The 16,956-nt window shown below is 46.9% G+C and carries 16 protein-coding genes; all 16 read left to right on the top strand.

Features of this window, described 5'->3' with window-relative positions:
• The first annotated feature begins 13 nt into the window (after window positions 1-13).
• The 16 genes from dapB (at window position 14) to AB4111_RS13925 (ending at window position 16,848) form a co-directional block, all read left to right on the top strand.
• Window positions 14-817, top strand: coding sequence for a 4-hydroxy-tetrahydrodipicolinate reductase (gene dapB / locus AB4111_RS14000; RefSeq protein ID WP_017687734.1), 804 nt, complete (start codon window positions 14-16; stop codon window positions 815-817).
• An 11-nt stretch (window positions 818-828) separates the two neighbouring features.
• On the top strand, window positions 829-1,269 hold the full coding sequence (mgsA, locus tag AB4111_RS13995; protein ID WP_017687735.1) for a methylglyoxal synthase: 441 nt from the start codon (window positions 829-831) through the stop codon (window positions 1,267-1,269).
• Window positions 1,266-1,964, top strand: coding sequence for a bacillithiol biosynthesis deacetylase BshB1 (gene bshB1 / locus AB4111_RS13990; RefSeq protein WP_339235157.1), 699 nt, complete (start codon window positions 1,266-1,268; stop codon window positions 1,962-1,964). The genes mgsA and bshB1 overlap by 4 nt, the downstream gene beginning before the upstream one ends.
• 100 nt (window positions 1,965-2,064) lie before the next feature.
• Window positions 2,065-3,225, top strand: a complete 1,161-nt coding sequence (gene bshA, locus AB4111_RS13985) for an N-acetyl-alpha-D-glucosaminyl L-malate synthase BshA (RefSeq protein ID WP_253438545.1) — start codon at window positions 2,065-2,067, stop codon at window positions 3,223-3,225.
• A 64-nt stretch (window positions 3,226-3,289) separates the two neighbouring features.
• Entirely contained in the window at window positions 3,290-4,588 is a 1,299-nt protein-coding gene (locus tag AB4111_RS13980) for a CCA tRNA nucleotidyltransferase (RefSeq protein ID WP_442032090.1), read from the top strand.
• Window positions 4,575-5,552: a biotin--[acetyl-CoA-carboxylase] ligase gene (locus AB4111_RS13975; protein WP_442032089.1), complete on the top strand. Its 978-nt coding sequence runs from the start codon at window positions 4,575-4,577 to the stop codon at window positions 5,550-5,552. Before AB4111_RS13980 ends, AB4111_RS13975 begins: the two co-directional genes overlap by 14 nt.
• Before the next feature lie 344 nt (window positions 5,553-5,896).
• Entirely contained in the window at window positions 5,897-6,772 is an 876-nt protein-coding gene (gene panB / locus AB4111_RS13970; protein WP_339307347.1) for a 3-methyl-2-oxobutanoate hydroxymethyltransferase, read from the top strand.
• The gene (panC, locus tag AB4111_RS13965; protein WP_442032088.1) at window positions 6,769-7,665 is read left to right on the top strand and encodes a pantoate--beta-alanine ligase; all 897 of its coding nucleotides are present in this window, start codon (window positions 6,769-6,771) and stop codon (window positions 7,663-7,665) included. Before panB ends, panC begins: the two co-directional genes overlap by 4 nt.
• Window positions 7,658-8,041, top strand: coding sequence for an aspartate 1-decarboxylase (gene panD, locus AB4111_RS13960; protein WP_017687742.1), 384 nt, complete (start codon window positions 7,658-7,660; stop codon window positions 8,039-8,041). Before panC ends, panD begins: the two co-directional genes overlap by 8 nt.
• A gap of 93 nt (window positions 8,042-8,134) precedes the next feature.
• Entirely contained in the window at window positions 8,135-8,782 is a 648-nt protein-coding gene (locus tag AB4111_RS13955) for a hypothetical protein (protein ID WP_442032087.1), read from the top strand.
• Window positions 8,783-8,924: 142 nt separating this feature from the next.
• Complete coding sequence (dinG, locus tag AB4111_RS13950; protein WP_442032086.1) at window positions 8,925-11,786, top strand: ATP-dependent DNA helicase DinG; 2,862 nt, start codon at window positions 8,925-8,927, stop codon at window positions 11,784-11,786.
• Window positions 11,787-12,004: 218 nt separating this feature from the next.
• On the top strand, window positions 12,005-12,658 hold the full coding sequence (locus AB4111_RS13945) for a redox-sensing transcriptional repressor Rex (protein ID WP_442032085.1): 654 nt from the start codon (window positions 12,005-12,007) through the stop codon (window positions 12,656-12,658).
• Window positions 12,645-13,949: an amidohydrolase gene (locus tag AB4111_RS13940; RefSeq protein WP_253438520.1), complete on the top strand. Its 1,305-nt coding sequence runs from the start codon at window positions 12,645-12,647 to the stop codon at window positions 13,947-13,949. The genes AB4111_RS13945 and AB4111_RS13940 overlap by 14 nt, the downstream gene beginning before the upstream one ends.
• 39 nt (window positions 13,950-13,988) lie before the next feature.
• Window positions 13,989-14,519 carry a cell wall elongation regulator TseB-like domain-containing protein gene (locus AB4111_RS13935; protein WP_442032084.1) on the top strand — a complete coding sequence of 177 codons (531 nt, stop codon included), beginning with the start codon at window positions 13,989-13,991 and terminating at the stop codon, window positions 14,517-14,519.
• Window positions 14,520-14,825: 306 nt separating this feature from the next.
• Window positions 14,826-15,353, top strand: a complete 528-nt coding sequence (locus AB4111_RS13930) for a hypothetical protein (RefSeq protein WP_253438514.1) — start codon at window positions 14,826-14,828, stop codon at window positions 15,351-15,353.
• Complete coding sequence (locus tag AB4111_RS13925; RefSeq protein ID WP_442032083.1) at window positions 15,346-16,848, top strand: AAA family ATPase; 1,503 nt, start codon at window positions 15,346-15,348, stop codon at window positions 16,846-16,848. The genes AB4111_RS13930 and AB4111_RS13925 overlap by 8 nt, the downstream gene beginning before the upstream one ends.
• Window positions 16,849-16,956: the final 108 nt, after the last annotated feature.

Genomic DNA, 16,956 nt, shown 5'->3' with positions numbered 1-16,956 from the left:
AGATGCAGTCAATATGAGTGAAGTAATCAGAGTTGCCGTGATCGGAGCGGCTGGCCGAATGGGCCGTGAAGTTGTGAAATTGGTACTTCAGGACCCGGAATTGGAGCTTGCAGCGGCTGTCAACCGCTCCGGAGCAGGCACGGATGCAGGAACCCTTGTTGGTTTACCAGAGTGTGGGGTGCTGGTGACTGATGATATCGAAATGGCGTTTGCCGAAACAAAACCTCAGGTTATGGTTGATTTTACAGTGCCGCAATATGCGTTTACACATACCGAGATCGCGATTCGTCATGGAGTTAGACCTGTCATGGGTGTTACCGGCTTTACGCCGGAGCAGATTGAACAGTTGGACAAGCAATGCCAGGACAAAGGAATTGGAGGGCTTATTGCCCCTAACTTCTCGATCGGTGCCATTCTGATGATGCGATTCGCAGCACAGGCTGCCAAACATATGCCGAATGTGGAGATTATCGAATATCACGGGGATCAGAAGCTGGATGCTCCTTCCGGAACAGCGATCAAAACGGCTGAACTGATTGCTGCCAATCGGGAAGAACTTCGTCAGGGTAACCCGAATGAGGAAGAAACCATAGAAGGATCACGCGGCGGTTATTACAACGGCTTCCGAATTCACAGTGTACGATTGCCTGGCGTATTCGCGCAGCAGGAAGTAGTTTTCGGTGACTATGGACAGTCACTCAAAATTCGGCATGACTCCTACGAGCGAGCAGGTTATATGCCTGGTGTTAAGATTGGTGTGCAAAAGGTTATGGAATATACAGGAATGATCTACGGATTTGACCACTTTATCGACTAAAGGAGATTGTCATGTTGAAAATAGCATTTATCGCCCATGATCGTAAAAAAGAAGAGATGGTTAATTTCGTGACGGCATATGAGCCTGTTTTTACGGACCATCAATTATATTCTACAGGAACGACAGGCCTTCGTATTATGGAAGGAACATCTCTGAAGATTCATCGATTCGAATCAGGCCCATTGGGCGGAGATCAGCAGATTGGAGCTTTGGTTGCGCAAAATGAGATGGATCTGATTATTTTCCTGCGAGATCCACTGATGGCACAACCTCATGAGCCGGATATCAATGCGTTGTTACGCCTTTGTGATGTGCAGGGAATTCCCCTTGCTACGAATATCGCAACCGCTGAAATTTTGGTTAAGGCTCTGGATCGTGGCGATTTTGCTTGGAGAGAGCTCGTACATAAATACAAGCCGGAGGCTGGATTGAATTCGGGTGATTCCGAATGAGTCTGGATATTCTCATCTTTGGAGCACATGCGGACGATGCGGAGATTGGTATGGGTGGAACGATTGCCAAACATACCGCTGCTGGCTTGAAAGTAGGCGTGTGTGATCTGACTCGTGCTGAGATGTCTTCCAACGGAACAGTAGAGCGCAGAACCGAGGAAGCGGAGCAAGCCTCCCGCGTCCTCGGTCTTTCGTGTCGCACGAATCTGGGGCTTCCTGACCGTGGTTTGTATCTTACTCCTGAACATGTACAGGCAGTAACGGCTGAGATCCGGCGTCATGCCCCTCGAATGGTATTTGCTCCCTATTGGGAAGATCGTCATCCGGATCATGTCAATTGCAGTAAGCTTGTGCAGGAGGCTGTTTTTAATGCCAAGCTTCGGAACTATATGCCGGATATGCCTGCTGTGCAGGTGAAGGAACTTTATTTTTACTTTATTAATGACATTGGACCTACGGATTTGATTGTAGATATTACGGAACACTATGAGCAAAAAGAAACTTCATTGCTATCTTATCGTTCCCAATTCGAACTGGGAGATGGAGCGGTCTCGACGCCATTGAATCAGGGGTATATTGAACGTGTAAGAGCCCGTGATTCCTTGCTCGGACAACGCAGTCTCATCCCGTTTGCAGAAGGTTTTGCTACAATTACACCTTACGTGGTTCATCAATTTGGCCCGAGTGCCCAATAAACGATTTCATTTTTTACGTGTTAATGAGAGTAATCGTTTCATTAACATGTTTCATTATATCAACCTGCATGAAGCGGGAGATCAAAGGAGCGTCCATCGGATGGATAAAAAGCTAAAAATCGGCATCACCTGTTATCCGTCCCTCGGCGGGTCTGGCGTTGTTGCAACGGAGCTGGGCAAATTGCTTGCCGAACAGGGGCATCAGGTTCATTTTATTGCCAACAGTATTCCGTTCAGACTGGGTACGTTCCAGAAGAATATTTTTTATCACGAAGTTGAAGTCAATGATTATTATGTTTTCCGTTACCCTCCGTATGATCTGTCATTGGCAACGAAGATGGCTCAGGTGGCCAAGTCTCAGCAGCTGGATCTGCTGCATGTTCATTATGCCGTACCACACGCGGTATGTGCCTTTCTCGCGAAACAGATGGTAGGGGACGGCCTGAAAGTAGTTACGACGTTACATGGAACGGATATTACGGTTCTGGCTCAGGATGAATCTCTGAAGGATCTTATTCGACTTGCCATTAACGAAAGTGACGCGGTCACTGCGGTATCCAAAGATTTGATTCGGGAAACGGTCGAATTGCTGGATATTCAGCGTCCAATCGATCTAACCTATAATTTTATTGACAAACGAATATATTATCCGCGGGATGCAGCCAGTCTGCGAAGAGACTTTGCTGCGCCCGAAGAAAAAATATTAATGCACATTTCCAACTTCCGACCGGTGAAGAGAACTCAGGATGTGGTGGAGGTATTCCGTCAGGTACAGGAGCAGGTTCCGGCGAAACTGCTATTTGTAGGAGAAGGGCCTGATTTGCCGAAGATGCAATGGAAGATTAATGATCTCGGCTTAAATGATAAGGTTCATTTCCTTGGTAAGCAGGATGATATTGCCCAGGTGATCTCCATGGCTGACGTGTTGATGCTTCCATCGGAGAAGGAAAGTTTCGGACTTGTGGCGCTCGAAGCAATGGCTTGCGGCGTACCCACGATCGGTTCACAGGCCGGAGGAATTCCGGAATTGGTCTTACATGGTAAGACGGGATTCTTATCCGCGATCGGGGATACACAATCGATGGCCGAGAACACCATCCGTTTGTTAACAGATGATCGTTTGGCTGCGGAGTTCAGGGAAGCGTGTCTTCAGCGCGCACATCATGACTTTTGCAATGATGCCATTCGGCATGAATATGAACAGATTTATTACCGGGTGCTGGGAAGGGAAGTTCCGAACTTGAAGCCGGTTTGCGGTTAATCAAATTGGTTTGAAGAAATTATACTGTGCATACCACGACAGGCAAGAGAAGAGGTGATATGTGGTGGTTCAATGGACACAGGTTGATCGTGAAATGGCAATTCAAAGTGAGAATGTACTCACAACTTTAAACAAACATGGCTACAAGGCATATTGGGTAGGCGGTTGTGTTCGTGACGAATTACTGGAACGAGTTGTAGACGATATGGATATCACGACATCTGCTTCTCCCCAGCAAGTCATGGAATTGTTCGACGACTGCATTCCTACAGGTTTGCAACACGGAACGGTTACTGTTCGTTCAGGCGGTTATTACTTTGAAGTTACCACGTTTCGAACAGAATCCGAATATCAGGATAACCGCAGACCTGCTGCGGTTCAATTTGTTCAGGATATCAAGGAAGATTTACAGCGGCGTGACTTCACGATGAACGCTCTTGCCATGGACGTCACTGGGACAATCGTTGACCCGTTCGGTGGACAGACAGATATCAAGGAAGAGCGAGTCAGATGTGTAGGTTCTGCGATGGAACGATTTGGTGAAGATGCACTCCGGATGCTCCGCTGTGTCCGGTTTGCATCGGTATTCGATTTCGAAATTGCTCATAATACGTGGAAAGGTCTAGTAAGGCAGAAGGACCTGCTTCAACATATAGCGATGGAACGGGTACGGACCGAGATGGTAAAAATGATGTCGGGACCCCATCCATTAAGAGGGCTGGAACTGTTATACAGAAGTAATGCGCTTGCGCATATCAAAGCGCCGGTAAGCTCGGCCCGATTCAACAAGATGTTGTTATCTAATCTGGAACAGCTGTCAGGTGAGCATGTGTTGCTCCGTTGGTCACTCATTCTGATTGCTGGCGGTTATAGCAAGGACGAAGCAGACGTATTATTACGTCAGTGGACATTCTCTAATGAACATCGTTCTCATATAACAGGGGTCCTTCAGGTGGAGCAGTTGATTCATACTTCCGTTCAGGAGCAGAAGGATACGGTTAGTCTCCGTTCCGATTGGATCGTTACTGTTCTGGCATGTGGTGTTCAGGCTGCGGATGATTGGCTTCGAATACAGTCCCTACTGCCAACAGGCTGGCGGAACCAGCCCGAACAGGCAGAAATGCAGGTTGTTTTGGTTCAAGAACTGGCAGTCGAATGGAGTCAATCAATCCCTGTGCATGACTTGAAAGAATTGGACATCACAGGGGAACAAGTGTTACAAATGGTGCAGCGCAAAGGCGGGCCTTGGCTGGGTCAACTGATGAAACATTTGTTAAGAGAAACGGCGATTGGAACGATAGCGAATCAGCATGAAGCGCTAAGTGCAGAAGTGAAGCGGGTGGTTCAAGATGACCAAGCATGAAGATCTGTTACATATGTTATTAAATGCAGAAGGACGATTCGTATCGGGTGAAGAGATTAGTCGTAATCTGTCCATCAGTCGGACTGCTGTGTGGAAACATGTGAACAAGTTGCGAGACATGGGATATGAGTTTGAAGCTGTATCCCGCAAAGGATACCGTCTGGTAACGAAGCCGGACAGCATTGACGCCACTGCCCTCCAATTGGCACTGGATACAACCATATTTGGCCGTAAGGCTGTTCTGTTGACCTCGACCTTGTCTACGCAAGGGGATGTTCTGAAGCTGGCTGAACAGGGGCAAGCTGAAGGTGCTGTGGTCATTGCGGAAGAACAAACAGGAGGACGAGGCCGTTTCGGTCGACAGTGGTTCTCTCCTCCGGGTAAAGGAATCTGGATGAGTGTCCTGTTGCGTCCTGATCTACCGCTTCAGCATACGCCACAGCTCACTTTATTAACAGGAGTGGCTGTATGTCGTGCCGTTCGAACTTGTACAGGCGCTGATGCAGGCATCAAATGGCCCAATGATCTGTTGATTGATGGACGCAAGGTATGTGGCATATTGCTTGAATCCACGGTGGAAGATCATGAAGTCAGATACTGTATTGCAGGTATAGGCGTTGACGTGAATTTTGATCCCGAGGATTATCCGGAAGATCTGACAACGATAGCTACTTCGCTCAAGATGGAGACGGGGCAACCCGTTGATCGTACCAAGCTCACTGCTGCCATTTTAACCGAGCTGGAACAGTTATATTTTTTGTATCAAAAAGAAGGATTCGGTGTGATCTCAGCTCTATGGGAGGCCCTGTCCGTATCGTTAAATCGAGAGATTACAGTGACGAATCCTCAGGGTGTCATTGAGGGGAAGGCAATCGGTCTGGACCCTTCAGGAGCACTCCTTGTGGAGAAACACGATGGAGAACATGCACTAGTCATCTCTGGTGAGATTTCCTGGAAATCGTAAACAATTTGTCGAATTTTACTGGTAAGATGAACATAAGACGTGAAGTTTGAGCAGAACTTTGGTATACTGTGTTCGTGAGGCGATATCGGCTAATGCAGACCGAATTGCACTCCCGTAACAGTAACCTTTGTTCTGCTTTGATGTGTTTTATATAAGCAGACCGCTGTGCAAGAATGAAATACGTTTAAGTGAGTTGTTGGATTCTGCTCTGAGCCGAAGAGGACCGAGACAGAAGGGACGATCGCAAGTGACTCTTTTTTGACTTTTCGGGACTTTTTAGTGGAAAACTAAAAGGTTTTTTTGTTGCGTTTTATTTGAAAAGAAGAAAGGAGCCATGAGAGAAAATGGCGAACAAACAAGCGATGAATATTGTGAAAATGAAAAAATACAAGCAGGATGGCGTGCCGCTTAGCATGATCACGGCTTACGATTATCCTACTGCGCTCCTCGCAGAGGAAGCAGGTATCGATCTGATCCTGGTTGGCGATTCACTTGGCAATGTAGTGCTGGGTTATAACTCAACGCTTCCGGTGACCATCGACGACATGGTGTACCATACACGTTCCGTAGTGCGCGGGGCTGAGAAAACGTTTATCGTGGCTGATATGCCTTTTATGACTTATCATGGCAGTGTGGATGAGACGCTTAAGGGCGTACGTCGACTGATGCAAGAGGGGCATGCCCATGCGGTTAAAATGGAAGGCGGAGTCGAGATTGCGGACACCGTCAGAGCCGTTGTGCAAGCAGGCGTGCCTGTTCTTGGACATATCGGTCTGACACCTCAATCGGTTAATCAGATTGGTGGTTACCGCATTCAGGGCAAGGATGCAGCGGATGCGAAACGTCTGATGGACGAAGCCAAAGCTTTGGAAGCTGCAGGCGCGTTCGGCATTGTGCTTGAACTGGTTACGGAAGAAGTTGCACGGGCGATCTCGGAGGAACTGTCCATCCCTACCATCGGGATTGGTGCAGGACGAGGCTGTGACGGTCAGGTACTGGTATTCCACGATGTGGTTCAGTACGCCTCTCCGTATACGCCCAAACGTTTTGTCAAAACCTATGGAGATGTGGGTACATTAATCAGAACCAGCATCGAAGCTTACGTGAAAGAAGTTAAAGATCGTTCGTTCCCGGCCGAAGAGCATGTATTCAATGCTGCGGATGGTGTTCTGGATCAATTGTATGGACAACGCAAGGAAAAGGTGGGAAGTAACTCATGAAAGTATTACGGACAATCGCAGAGTTAAGACAGGAGCTAAGCTTGAAGCGTCAAGTGATTCGATCCAATGCGTCCGTTGTAGGTCTGGTACCGACAATGGGTTATCTACATCAAGGTCATGCAAGCTTGATGCAAGCAGCCAGACAACAGAGCGATATCGTGGTATTAAGCATATTCGTTAATCCGATTCAATTTGGCCCTAATGAAGATTTTGACAGTTATCCGCGGGATGAAGCCAGAGATGTGGAAACAGCACGCTCACAAGGAGTGGATATCGTATTTATTCCCTCAGTTGAAGAGATGTATCCACAGGCAACGCAGACAACGGTATCTGTTTCACAATTGACTGAGCGCCTATGTGGCGCTTCCCGGCCAGGACATTTTAACGGAGTAACGACTGTAGTCTCCAAGCTTTTCAACATCGTACAGCCACAGCGTGCATTTTTTGGTATGAAAGACGCTCAGCAGGTTGCGGTCATTCAACAGATGGTGAATGATTTGAATATGCCTGTAGAAATTGTTCCCTGTCCGATTGTTCGCGAAGAGGATGGTCTTGCTCTCAGTTCACGTAATGTCTATCTTAGCGCAGAACAGCGTACACAGGCGTTGGTTCTGTCGAAGGCACTGCGCGCAGCTCAGGAAGCCGCAGATACGGGTATAGCTATAAACGCCGCAGATATCCGTCGTATTCTGCGCGAGCAGATTGCAACCTCATCGCTTGCAGTGATCGACTACGCTGAGATTCAGGCTTTTCCAAGTCTGGAGCCGCTCGCAGATCAGGAAGAAGTTCAAGGACGTGACGATCTGCTCATTGCACTTGCGGTGAAATTCGGAAAAACAAGATTGATTGACAATATAAGGTTGCAAAAATCGGAGGTACTGTCCCATGTTTAGAACACTTATGAAATCCAAAATTCACCGGGCTACGGTAACGGAAGCCAACTTGAACTATGTGGGTAGCATTACCATAGATGAAGACTTGATGGAAACATCCGACTTGATGGAAAACGAGAAAGTGCAAATTGTGAACAACAACAATGGTGCACGTCTGGAAACTTATGTGATTCCAGGACCGCGCGGAAGCGGGGTTATCTGTCTAAACGGCGCAGCTGCACGCCTGGTGCAACCTGGAGACAACGTCATTATCATTTCTTATGCCATGATGTCGCAAGAAGAGGCAAATACTCACAAACCAACCGTTGTATTTGTAGATGGACAGAATAAGCCGGTACAAACCATGAAGCAGGAAGTCCACGCAACAATTATGTAATCGACTGGTAAGGAGAATGAAATCGGCCCTTGAAGCAAAAAATGAGTACAGGTCACTGCACTAATCCATTTTTTCAAGGGTGGGGATGCAACGATGTTCCAGCATGTTTTCGCAGAAATGAACGACATGTTAGATGAAATTATCAAGAGCTATCCTTCCGCTGAAGGTCTGAACAAACAAGAATTGCTGCAAAAGTGGAACTTGCTTAAGCGGATGAGTGACGGAATGCTGGATGAATGGCTGATGTTTGAAGAAAAGATGAGTCAGGTGAGGGAGCGGGAGATGTATAAGCCTGCTTCCCTTGAACCGGAACAGGAAGCTGTTACCGCTCTGCCTGAACTCCATCTGGAATGTTTCAGTCGAGGACAGGGCTATTTCAAATTACAGATGTATCCGCAGGCGATCTTGCAGTTCTCCCGGGTTGTGACCGACCATCCGGAGAGTGCATTGACTCGTTTTTACCTGGCACTCGCATATCTGAATCTGGAACAAATGGCGGAAGCAGGGACACATTTGCAGCAGATCATGTACCTTGAGGGTTCACCTCGCTTGAAGGGGCTTGTATGTAATGCCCTGGGCTGTATTCAAGCCAAGCTTGCGAATCCGGAGGCTGCATGTTCACTCTTTGCACAGGCCCTTCAGTATGACCCGACATTGACCGAACCACTGTACAACATGGAAGCATGCAGGTTGAACAGGGGAAAATTGCAATATGCTAATCAGCTGACGACCCTTCATTAAGCGGGGAATTCGGCGACAAAAAACGGTGTTCCCTCCTTTGGCATAGCGGCGGGGACACCGCTTTTTTGTCAGTTAATTTTCAAATCCCCTTTTTTTTGCTATGCTGTAACATAGACTGGAATGGAAGGGACCGTATATTGCAATGAAATTTGCCGTATTGGATTTCGAAACAACCGGCACGCAGTCCGACGGTGAGATTATACAAGCCGGACTTGCCATCATAGATCATGACTTCAGCATAACTCAAATATATAGTTCTTATGTGAACCCTGGTGTCCCGATTCCTCCGTTTATTTCGGGGTTAACGGGTATTACCGATGAAGATGTGGCGGACGCTCCTTCACTCGAAGAGATGATGATGGAGATGGTTCCGCTGCTTAACGATGTGGTTCTTGTTGGACACAACGTAGCTTTTGATTTTCACTTTTTGCAGAATGCACTTGACCGTTGTGGTTATCTGCCGTTCACTGGACGTATTCTGGATACAATTGATTTTCTGAAGATTACGTTCCCATCACTGGGTTCTTATCAACTCGGTTATGTGTCTTCTGAATTTGGATTTCAACATGATCGCCCTCATCAGGCCGACAGTGACGCACTGGCGACAGCCTATGTGCTGCTCAAGTGTCTGGATGAGTTAGAGGAATTACCGCTCATAACGATTCAGCGGCTCAGTGACCTGTTCGCACCAGAAGACAGTGACTTGGGTTGGTTCTTGGACGGGATGCGCAGTGAGAAGGAAGCAGAGCCGATTCAGGATCTGGACGGACATACCTATTATCGGCAGCTTGCTCTTAATGTAAGTGATTGGACCGATATTGGTGCACCACGTGATGAGCGGGAGGGTAACCCCCTCGATGGTGTAAGCTTCGAACAGTTTATGGACCAGGTTCGGGAGAACCTGAAGGATACGCTGGATCATTACGAAGAGCGTGAAGCGCAGACTCAGATGTTCAGCAGTGTAAGGCAAGCTCTGGATGAAGAGAAACATCTCTTGATCGAAGCTGGAACGGGTACCGGTAAATCTCTGGGTTATCTGTTGCCAGCGATTTACGAAAGTGTGAAACAAGAACAGAAAGTCATGGTCAGCACGCATACGATCAATCTGCAGGAGCAATTGAGAGAGCGGGACATTCCAATGCTGACCCAAGTGGTTCCGTTTCCGTTTAAGGCTGCTGTCTTCAAGGGACGTGGACATTACCTGTGCCTGCGCAAATTCGAGCACAAAATCAATAAACGTGAATTCGCCACACCCAAAGAGGATTATTTCACAGCCGCTCAGATGATCGTGTGGCTTACTCAGACCGAAACTGGAGATGATGAGGAGCTTAACCTTAGCGGACGCGGAGGCGACTTCTGGGAGACGGTACAGAGCGAATCCGAGTCCTGTCTGGGAAGATCCTGCCCATGGTTCCGCAAATGTTTCTATCATCGCGCCAAACATGAGGCCGGGTTGTCTGATATCGTAATTACCAATCACTCCAAACTGTTTACGGATGTCAAAGCAGCGCATCAGCTGTTGCCAGCCTATGAGAGTCTTGTGATCGATGAGGCCCATCATCTGGAGGATGTAGCTGGTAAACATCTTGGAATGCATATGAAATATTTCACGTTGGTTCATACCCTGACCCGTCTGTTTAAAGACAGTCGTAATGGACAATTGCCTATGCTTCGTTCGCAGTTATCCGGGCATGAAAATTCGGTGCAATGGGGCTCCATGGTGGATCAGATGTTCCCGCTAGCTGTCGAGGTTAAGGAACTGTGGGATCGTATGAGCGATGCCTTGTTCGGTCTGTTGCCTGAACGAAGTGATGCTTCACCGGGAGAGACAGGGCAATTTTCCCTGCGCCTGAAGGCATCTCAGAAACCTGCGAAATGGCAGGAGTTGCAGGATCTGGAGAACCAGATCTATGTGACTCTGGGGGATTTGGTTCGCAAAGGGGATAAATTGCTGCTTGAGGTGAAAGAGGATCAGGATGATTATCAATCGGATAGTCTGATTACGGACATTACAGGATTGCTGAAAGATCTGACCACATTGAAGGAGAATCTGCGATTCTTCATGCGTATGGATGATGCCAAAACGGTGTACTGGATGGAAGCCAGCGGTCAGTTCCGCAGTAAATCTCTTCAACTGTATGCCGTACCTGTAGATGTAAGTGCACAACTGAAGGATTTGTTCTTTGATAAAAAGAAAAGTGTTGTGCTTACCTCGGCTACGCTATCTGTAGATAAGTCATTCCAGTTCATGATTGAGCAGCTTGGCTTACAGGAAGCCTCCGAGAATAATCGGCTGTTAACGTCGATGCTTCCATCACCTTTCAATTATCGCGATCAGGCACTTCTAGTGATTCCCCGTGATTTCCCAAGTGTGAAAGGCAGTGTGGGTGATGCGCACTTTGTCAATATGCTGGTGCAATCACTCGCAGAGACCGCAATTGCCACGCGTGGACGCATGATGGTTCTGTTTACTTCATACAAGATGCTGCGACAGGTCTATGATCCGCTGAAGGAGGCACTGTCTGGTAACGACATCTCGTTGTTGGGCCAAGGTGTGGACAGTGGAAGCCGCTCCAAGTTGACTCGTAGGTTCCAGGATGCCAAAGCTACGGTACTCTTGGGCACAAGCAGCTTCTGGGAGGGTGTAGATATCCCGGGAGAAGCACTGACCTGTCTTGCTATTGTGCGCCTGCCTTTCCAGCCGCCGAATCATCCGTTGGTGGAAGCCAAGAGTGAGTTGCTCCAGGAGCAAAAGAAAAATCCATTCATGAAACTGTCTGTGCCGCAAGCGGTCATTCGTTTCAAGCAAGGATTTGGCCGATTGGTGCGTACTGCGAAGGACAGAGGTATTGTCATTGTTTATGATACACGTGTGATCGAAGCGTACTATGGCAAATTCTTTTTATATTCATTACCTGGTCCCAAAATGGAGCATATGCTCACGGAGCAGATGGTTCCACGAATTACCGAGTGGTTAGAAAAACCTGTTAATGAACAAGAATAATGGTTGTTTTGTTCGTTATATCATTGCATGACACTATCGTTTGGCGTTAAACTTTATTAGATATTTCCGTTTCCGATTAAAGCAGTTGCACGTAAGAACTTATAACCTAAATTACAAGGAGCATTCTGTATAAAATGTCACGTCTATCTTGGAGTTTATACAGAATGCTCATCTTTTCATCTATTATTTTATCGTGGCATTGGTAAGGGGGAGCAAGAATGAAATCGGATAAAATTTCGGAAGCGGTGGTACGACGTCTGCCTGTATACTTGCGCTATTTGAACGAGTTGCATCAGCGTGAGGTGGCTACTGTTTCTTCTCAAGAGCTTGGACAGAGGCTGGATCTGAATCCGGCCCAAATTCGAAAAGACCTGGCTTACTTCGGTGATTTTGGTCGAAAAGGGATCGGGTATGATGTATCCTATTTGATCGAGAAAATTCGTCACATTCTCAAAATTGATCAGCAAATTAATGTAGCTCTGGTAGGCGCGGGTAACCTCGGACAGGCCTTGTCCAACTACAACGCATATCTGAAAGACAACATGAAGATTGTTGCTGTATTCGATGCATATGGACCGAAGATTGGTAGTCAAATCAACAGTTTGACGGTAAAACCAATGAATGAATTGACGGAATCGGTTAAGACGGATAACATCCGCATCGGGATTATTACAGTTCCGGATACGGAAGCTCAAAATGTAGCCGATCAGCTTATTGAATCCGGAATCGAAGCGATTCTTAATTTTGCACCAACCATTCTAAAAACACCGCCACATATCCGCATTCACCATGCTGACTTTACAACGGATCTGCTTAGTTTGGCCTATTACTTGGAGACTGGAAAGGACGACGAGGAAGATGACAACAAATAGATGGGTAATTCACAACGGCAAATTTGCTGTTAATGAAGGTACAACATGGAATGTGGTTCATGGATACATGGTTGTCGAGAATGACAAGATTGTGCATATTGGTGAGACATTGCCGGATGGAGACGAAAATTGTACCAAAGTGGATGGAAAAGGATTGTTCTTCCTGCCGGGTCTGATCAATACGCATGGTCATGCAGCGATGTCGTTGCTCAGAGGGCACGGAGACGATCTTGCGTTGCAAGTATGGTTGCAAGAAAAAATGTGGCCGATGGAAGCGAAAATGACTTCACAAGACGTATATTGGGGAACCTCGCTATCCGTGCTTGAAATGTTGAAAGGCGGAACTACAGCTTTCCTGGACATGTATGATCACATGGATCAAGTTGCCAAAGTTGTGGAACAATCCGGCGTTAGAGCAGCACTGGCACGTGGTGTAATCGGGCTGTGTTCGGAAGAAGAGCAATTGCGGAAGCTGGAGGAGTCGGCAGCGTTTGCACGTGAGTGGAATGGACAAGCAGATGGTCGCATCACAACCGTAATCTCGCCACACGCACCATATACATGCCCTCCTGACTACATAGAGAAGCTTGTACAGGTCGCAAATGACCTTAACCTTCCTCTGCATACACATATGTCGGAAACGCTGCGTGAAGTGGAGCAGAACGTTACAGACTACGGACTGCGTCCTGTGGCACATCTGGAGAAACTGGGCTTTTTCTCCCGTCCATCCCTGGTTGCACATGCGGTCCATCTGAATGATGAAGAGATTGAAATTTTGGCCCGCCATGATGTGGCTGTATCCCATAACCCGGGAAGTAACCTGAAACTCGCTTCCGGTGTTGCGCGGGTACCTGCGTTGCTGAAAGCAGGAGTTACCGTGTCACTCGGAACAGACGGACCGGCAAGCAACAACAATCTGGATATGTTTGAGGAAATGAGACTGGCTGCATTGATCCACAAAGGTGTGTCTGGTGATCCGACGGCAGTGCCAGCGGGCGAAGCGTTACTACTCGGAACTTCATATGGTGCTAAATCCATCTTCCTGAACAATACCGGAGCGCTTCAGGTAGGCATGAAGGCTGATTTCATCGCCCTGGACATTGAACAGGCACACTTCTACCCACATACAGACCTGATCTCACATACGATCTATTCGGCCTCTGCCAAAGATGTGGAGCACGTATGGGTGGATGGGAAACAAGTGGTCAAACATGGCGAATGTCTGACGCTGGATGAAGAGCGCATTTTGCGTGAGTCTCAATTGGCATTTGATGGTCTGCTTGCTCGTTAATTGCATTGAAGAGCATCATAGGGAAAGGAAGTTCGGCTTTTGAAGAAAAAAAAGAAGTGGATATGGGTTTCGCTGCTTGCACTGGTTCTGATTCTGATTGGACTTCAGCGTTATTACGTGTATGTCACACAGGACCAGCGTAAGGAAGAAGCGCTCGCCATACAGGTAGCACAACAGAAACTGGGTATTACATCTTATGATGAACTGCGTAAATACATCTGGGGAGATAAAGAAGGCTCTGACAACATCTACTGGACCCTGATCGGCAAAAACAAGGATAACCAGGATGTAATGGTCTGGGTTAAATTCGATGCAAACAATCAACCTGCTACAGGTGCTAACGCTGTACACAGTGAACTGCTGCAGAATGGCATGTCCGAAGCACAGATACGCAATCGCTTTAGTTCCGAAGTTCCTGCCGGTGAGATTAAACGAATCATGCCCGGAGTTGTGAATGGAATATATGTGTGGCAAGTGTATTATAAAGACGGTACGCATAACCACTATCGGTTTTATCGTTTTAGCAATGGAGAACAGGTGGACTTGGTCTACACACTCCCGAACAGCTAGAACCAATAGAGTAACTTAGCTAGAGAATCATAGAAATGAAAGAACCGGCAGACGGATATCCGACTGAACCGGTTCTTTGTGTTGCCTGTGAACAGTTTTGATTTAAATAGTTAAAATTAAAATTAATAATTTATTCATATTTTCGCCTTCGAAATTGTATATACGATGTGATATACTCAGATATGTACTCAAAGTTACATTCAAAACAAATAAACCTGTCGAAATTCTCGCAGGAGTCAATGTGCACATATTCGTATATACCAATAAGCCAGTAGGTTAGGCCAAAATCTGGGAGGGGTAATTCACTTGAAGCTAAAAGTATTGCCTATTGCTTTAACTGCCGTCATTTCAGCCGTTGTGTTGTTTGGAGGTTGGTTTGTGTATCGTCAGGTGGCTTTGCAGAATCCGATTGAAAAGATGGTTACCCAATACGATGGAGTCAATGACGTTCAATTAACTATTAACCGCAATGACGTACAATTGAAACTGGATCTGCAACCTGATGTTGATTTGGGCAGACTGGTACAATATATTCACAAAGAAGGACAGACCTTGATTGGAACTCGTTCACTAAAGTTGGATGTTGTGGATCATTCCAGTGAAGCACTGGAAAGTTGGTGGGGTGATGCGATGTTTACCGTAGCTCAGGCGATGGAGAACAAACAGTACACCGAGATTACACCAACGTTGTCGAAGATGGCGACGAATGGGATAAAGGTAAATACAGCGATGGATGACAACAATGTATATGTCAGTCTCAGAGACGGAGATGCCAGCAAGTTTATTATTCTGCCGCGTGTGCCCGGTCAGATAGGAGTGTGGCCTAATGCCTAAGTGGACCAAAGAAGTTGCCATTGGATTTATCCCCGTGTTGATTATTTTTCTTGCTTTTACTGGTGTTAATATTGTTCCGATTCTAATCGCAGCGGTGTTTGTCGGAGCTTTGCTGTTCATGATGCAAATGCGTGGCGGGATTACCGTAGGCGCTGCACAGGAACGTAAACGGAAGAAAAAAGGACCTTCCAAGCTTACTTTTGAAGAAATTGGTGGTCAGGACAGTGCCAAGCAAGAATTGCGTGAAGCACTGGACTTTCTCATCAAACATGAAGAGATCCGCAAGTTCGGGATTCGCCCGTTAAAAGGGATCTTGCTGACAGGCCCTCCAGGGACAGGGAAAACGTTGATGGCCAAAGCTGCAGCCCATTACACCGATTCTGTCTTTGTAGCTGCATCGGGTAGTGAGTTTGTGGAAATGTATGTTGGTGTGGGTGCCAGCAGAATTCGGGATTTGTTCAAGGACGCCAGAACCCGTGCCACCAAGGAAAATAAAGAAAATGCCATTATATTTATCGATGAGATCGATGTCATCGGGGGGAAACGTGAGGGCGGACAACAGCGTGAGTATGATCAGACGCTGAACCAGCTCTTAACGGAAATGGATGGAATCTATTCTTCCGATACGCCAAGAATACTGGTTATCGCTGCAACAAACCGCAAGGAAATGCTGGATAGCGCCCTGACACGTCCAGGACGTTTTGACCGACACATTCAAGTGGACTTGCCTGACAAGAAGGGCAGAAAGCATATTCTGGAACTGCATGCGGTGAATAAACCTCTGATGAAAGAAGTTAATCTGGAGAAGACAGCCGAAGAATCGTATGGTTTCTCCGGTGCGCAGCTTGAAAGTGTGATGAACGAAGCAGCGATATACGCCATGCGGGATGGGCTGTTGCACATAGAACAACGGCACTTGTCTCTGGCTATTGACAAAGTCATGATGGGTGAGAAGACTGACCGTGAGTCCAGTGTGGAAGAGAAGAAAAGGGTTGCCATTCATGAATTGGGACATGCCATTATGGCTGAACTTGTTCGTCCAGGCAGTGTAAGCCAGGTCGCACTCAGTCCACGTGGACAGGCTCTCGGATATGTTCGTCATAACCCGCAACAGGAACAATTCCTTTATACGAAGCGTTTTCTGGAAGAGCAGATCATGATTGCACTCGGAGGAGCCGCTGCGGAGGAAATGTATTACGGTGGACGTTCCACAGGTTCACGCAATGACTTCGATCAGGCCACCAATGTTGTGCAAACGATGATGGCTTCCGGATTGACTTCTCTTGGGATTGTGAACATGGATATGGTCACAACCGAGGAGCTCATGCGAGAGAACAAATTAATATTGCAAGAACTCATGGAACAGACGAAGCGGTTACTTGAAGAACAACGGACAATTTTCGACAATTCACTCGACATCCTGATTCGAGAGGAAGTTTTGTCCGGCGAACAATTTCGTTGTCAATTTCGTGACAGTGCCCGTTTACCAGCATAATTTCTTTATGCTGGTTATTTTTTTTTACATTTCACTCGTGCTAAGATATTATTATATGTTGGGTCGAAATTTGTAATTTTCGGCGAACAGGGTACAATAGAGAAATAG

It is taken from the genome of Paenibacillus sp. 2KB_22 (assembly GCF_052115745.1).
GTDB lineage: Bacteria > Bacillota > Bacilli > Paenibacillales > Paenibacillaceae > Paenibacillus.
Note: the sequence above shows the minus strand (reverse complement) of the source record. Positions and strands in the feature narration are given on the sequence as shown.

Coding starts and splice junctions, on each gene's coding strand:
- dapB (WP_017687734.1), top strand. CDS start 14: ATGAGTGAAGTAATCAGAGTTGCCGTGATCGGAGCGGCTGGCCGAATG.
- mgsA (WP_017687735.1), top strand. CDS start 829: ATGTTGAAAATAGCATTTATCGCCCATGATCGTAAAAAAGAAGAGATG.
- bshB1 (WP_339235157.1), top strand. CDS start 1,266: ATGAGTCTGGATATTCTCATCTTTGGAGCACATGCGGACGATGCGGAG.
- bshA (WP_253438545.1), top strand. CDS start 2,065: ATGGATAAAAAGCTAAAAATCGGCATCACCTGTTATCCGTCCCTCGGC.
- AB4111_RS13975 (WP_442032089.1), top strand. CDS start 4,575: ATGACCAAGCATGAAGATCTGTTACATATGTTATTAAATGCAGAAGGA.
- panB (WP_339307347.1), top strand. CDS start 5,897: ATGGCGAACAAACAAGCGATGAATATTGTGAAAATGAAAAAATACAAG.
- panC (WP_442032088.1), top strand. CDS start 6,769: ATGAAAGTATTACGGACAATCGCAGAGTTAAGACAGGAGCTAAGCTTG.
- panD (WP_017687742.1), top strand. CDS start 7,658: ATGTTTAGAACACTTATGAAATCCAAAATTCACCGGGCTACGGTAACG.
- AB4111_RS13955 (WP_442032087.1), top strand. CDS start 8,135: ATGTTCCAGCATGTTTTCGCAGAAATGAACGACATGTTAGATGAAATT.
- dinG (WP_442032086.1), top strand. CDS start 8,925: ATGAAATTTGCCGTATTGGATTTCGAAACAACCGGCACGCAGTCCGAC.
- AB4111_RS13945 (WP_442032085.1), top strand. CDS start 12,005: ATGAAATCGGATAAAATTTCGGAAGCGGTGGTACGACGTCTGCCTGTA.
- AB4111_RS13940 (WP_253438520.1), top strand. CDS start 12,645: ATGACAACAAATAGATGGGTAATTCACAACGGCAAATTTGCTGTTAAT.
- AB4111_RS13925 (WP_442032083.1), top strand. CDS start 15,346: ATGCCTAAGTGGACCAAAGAAGTTGCCATTGGATTTATCCCCGTGTTG.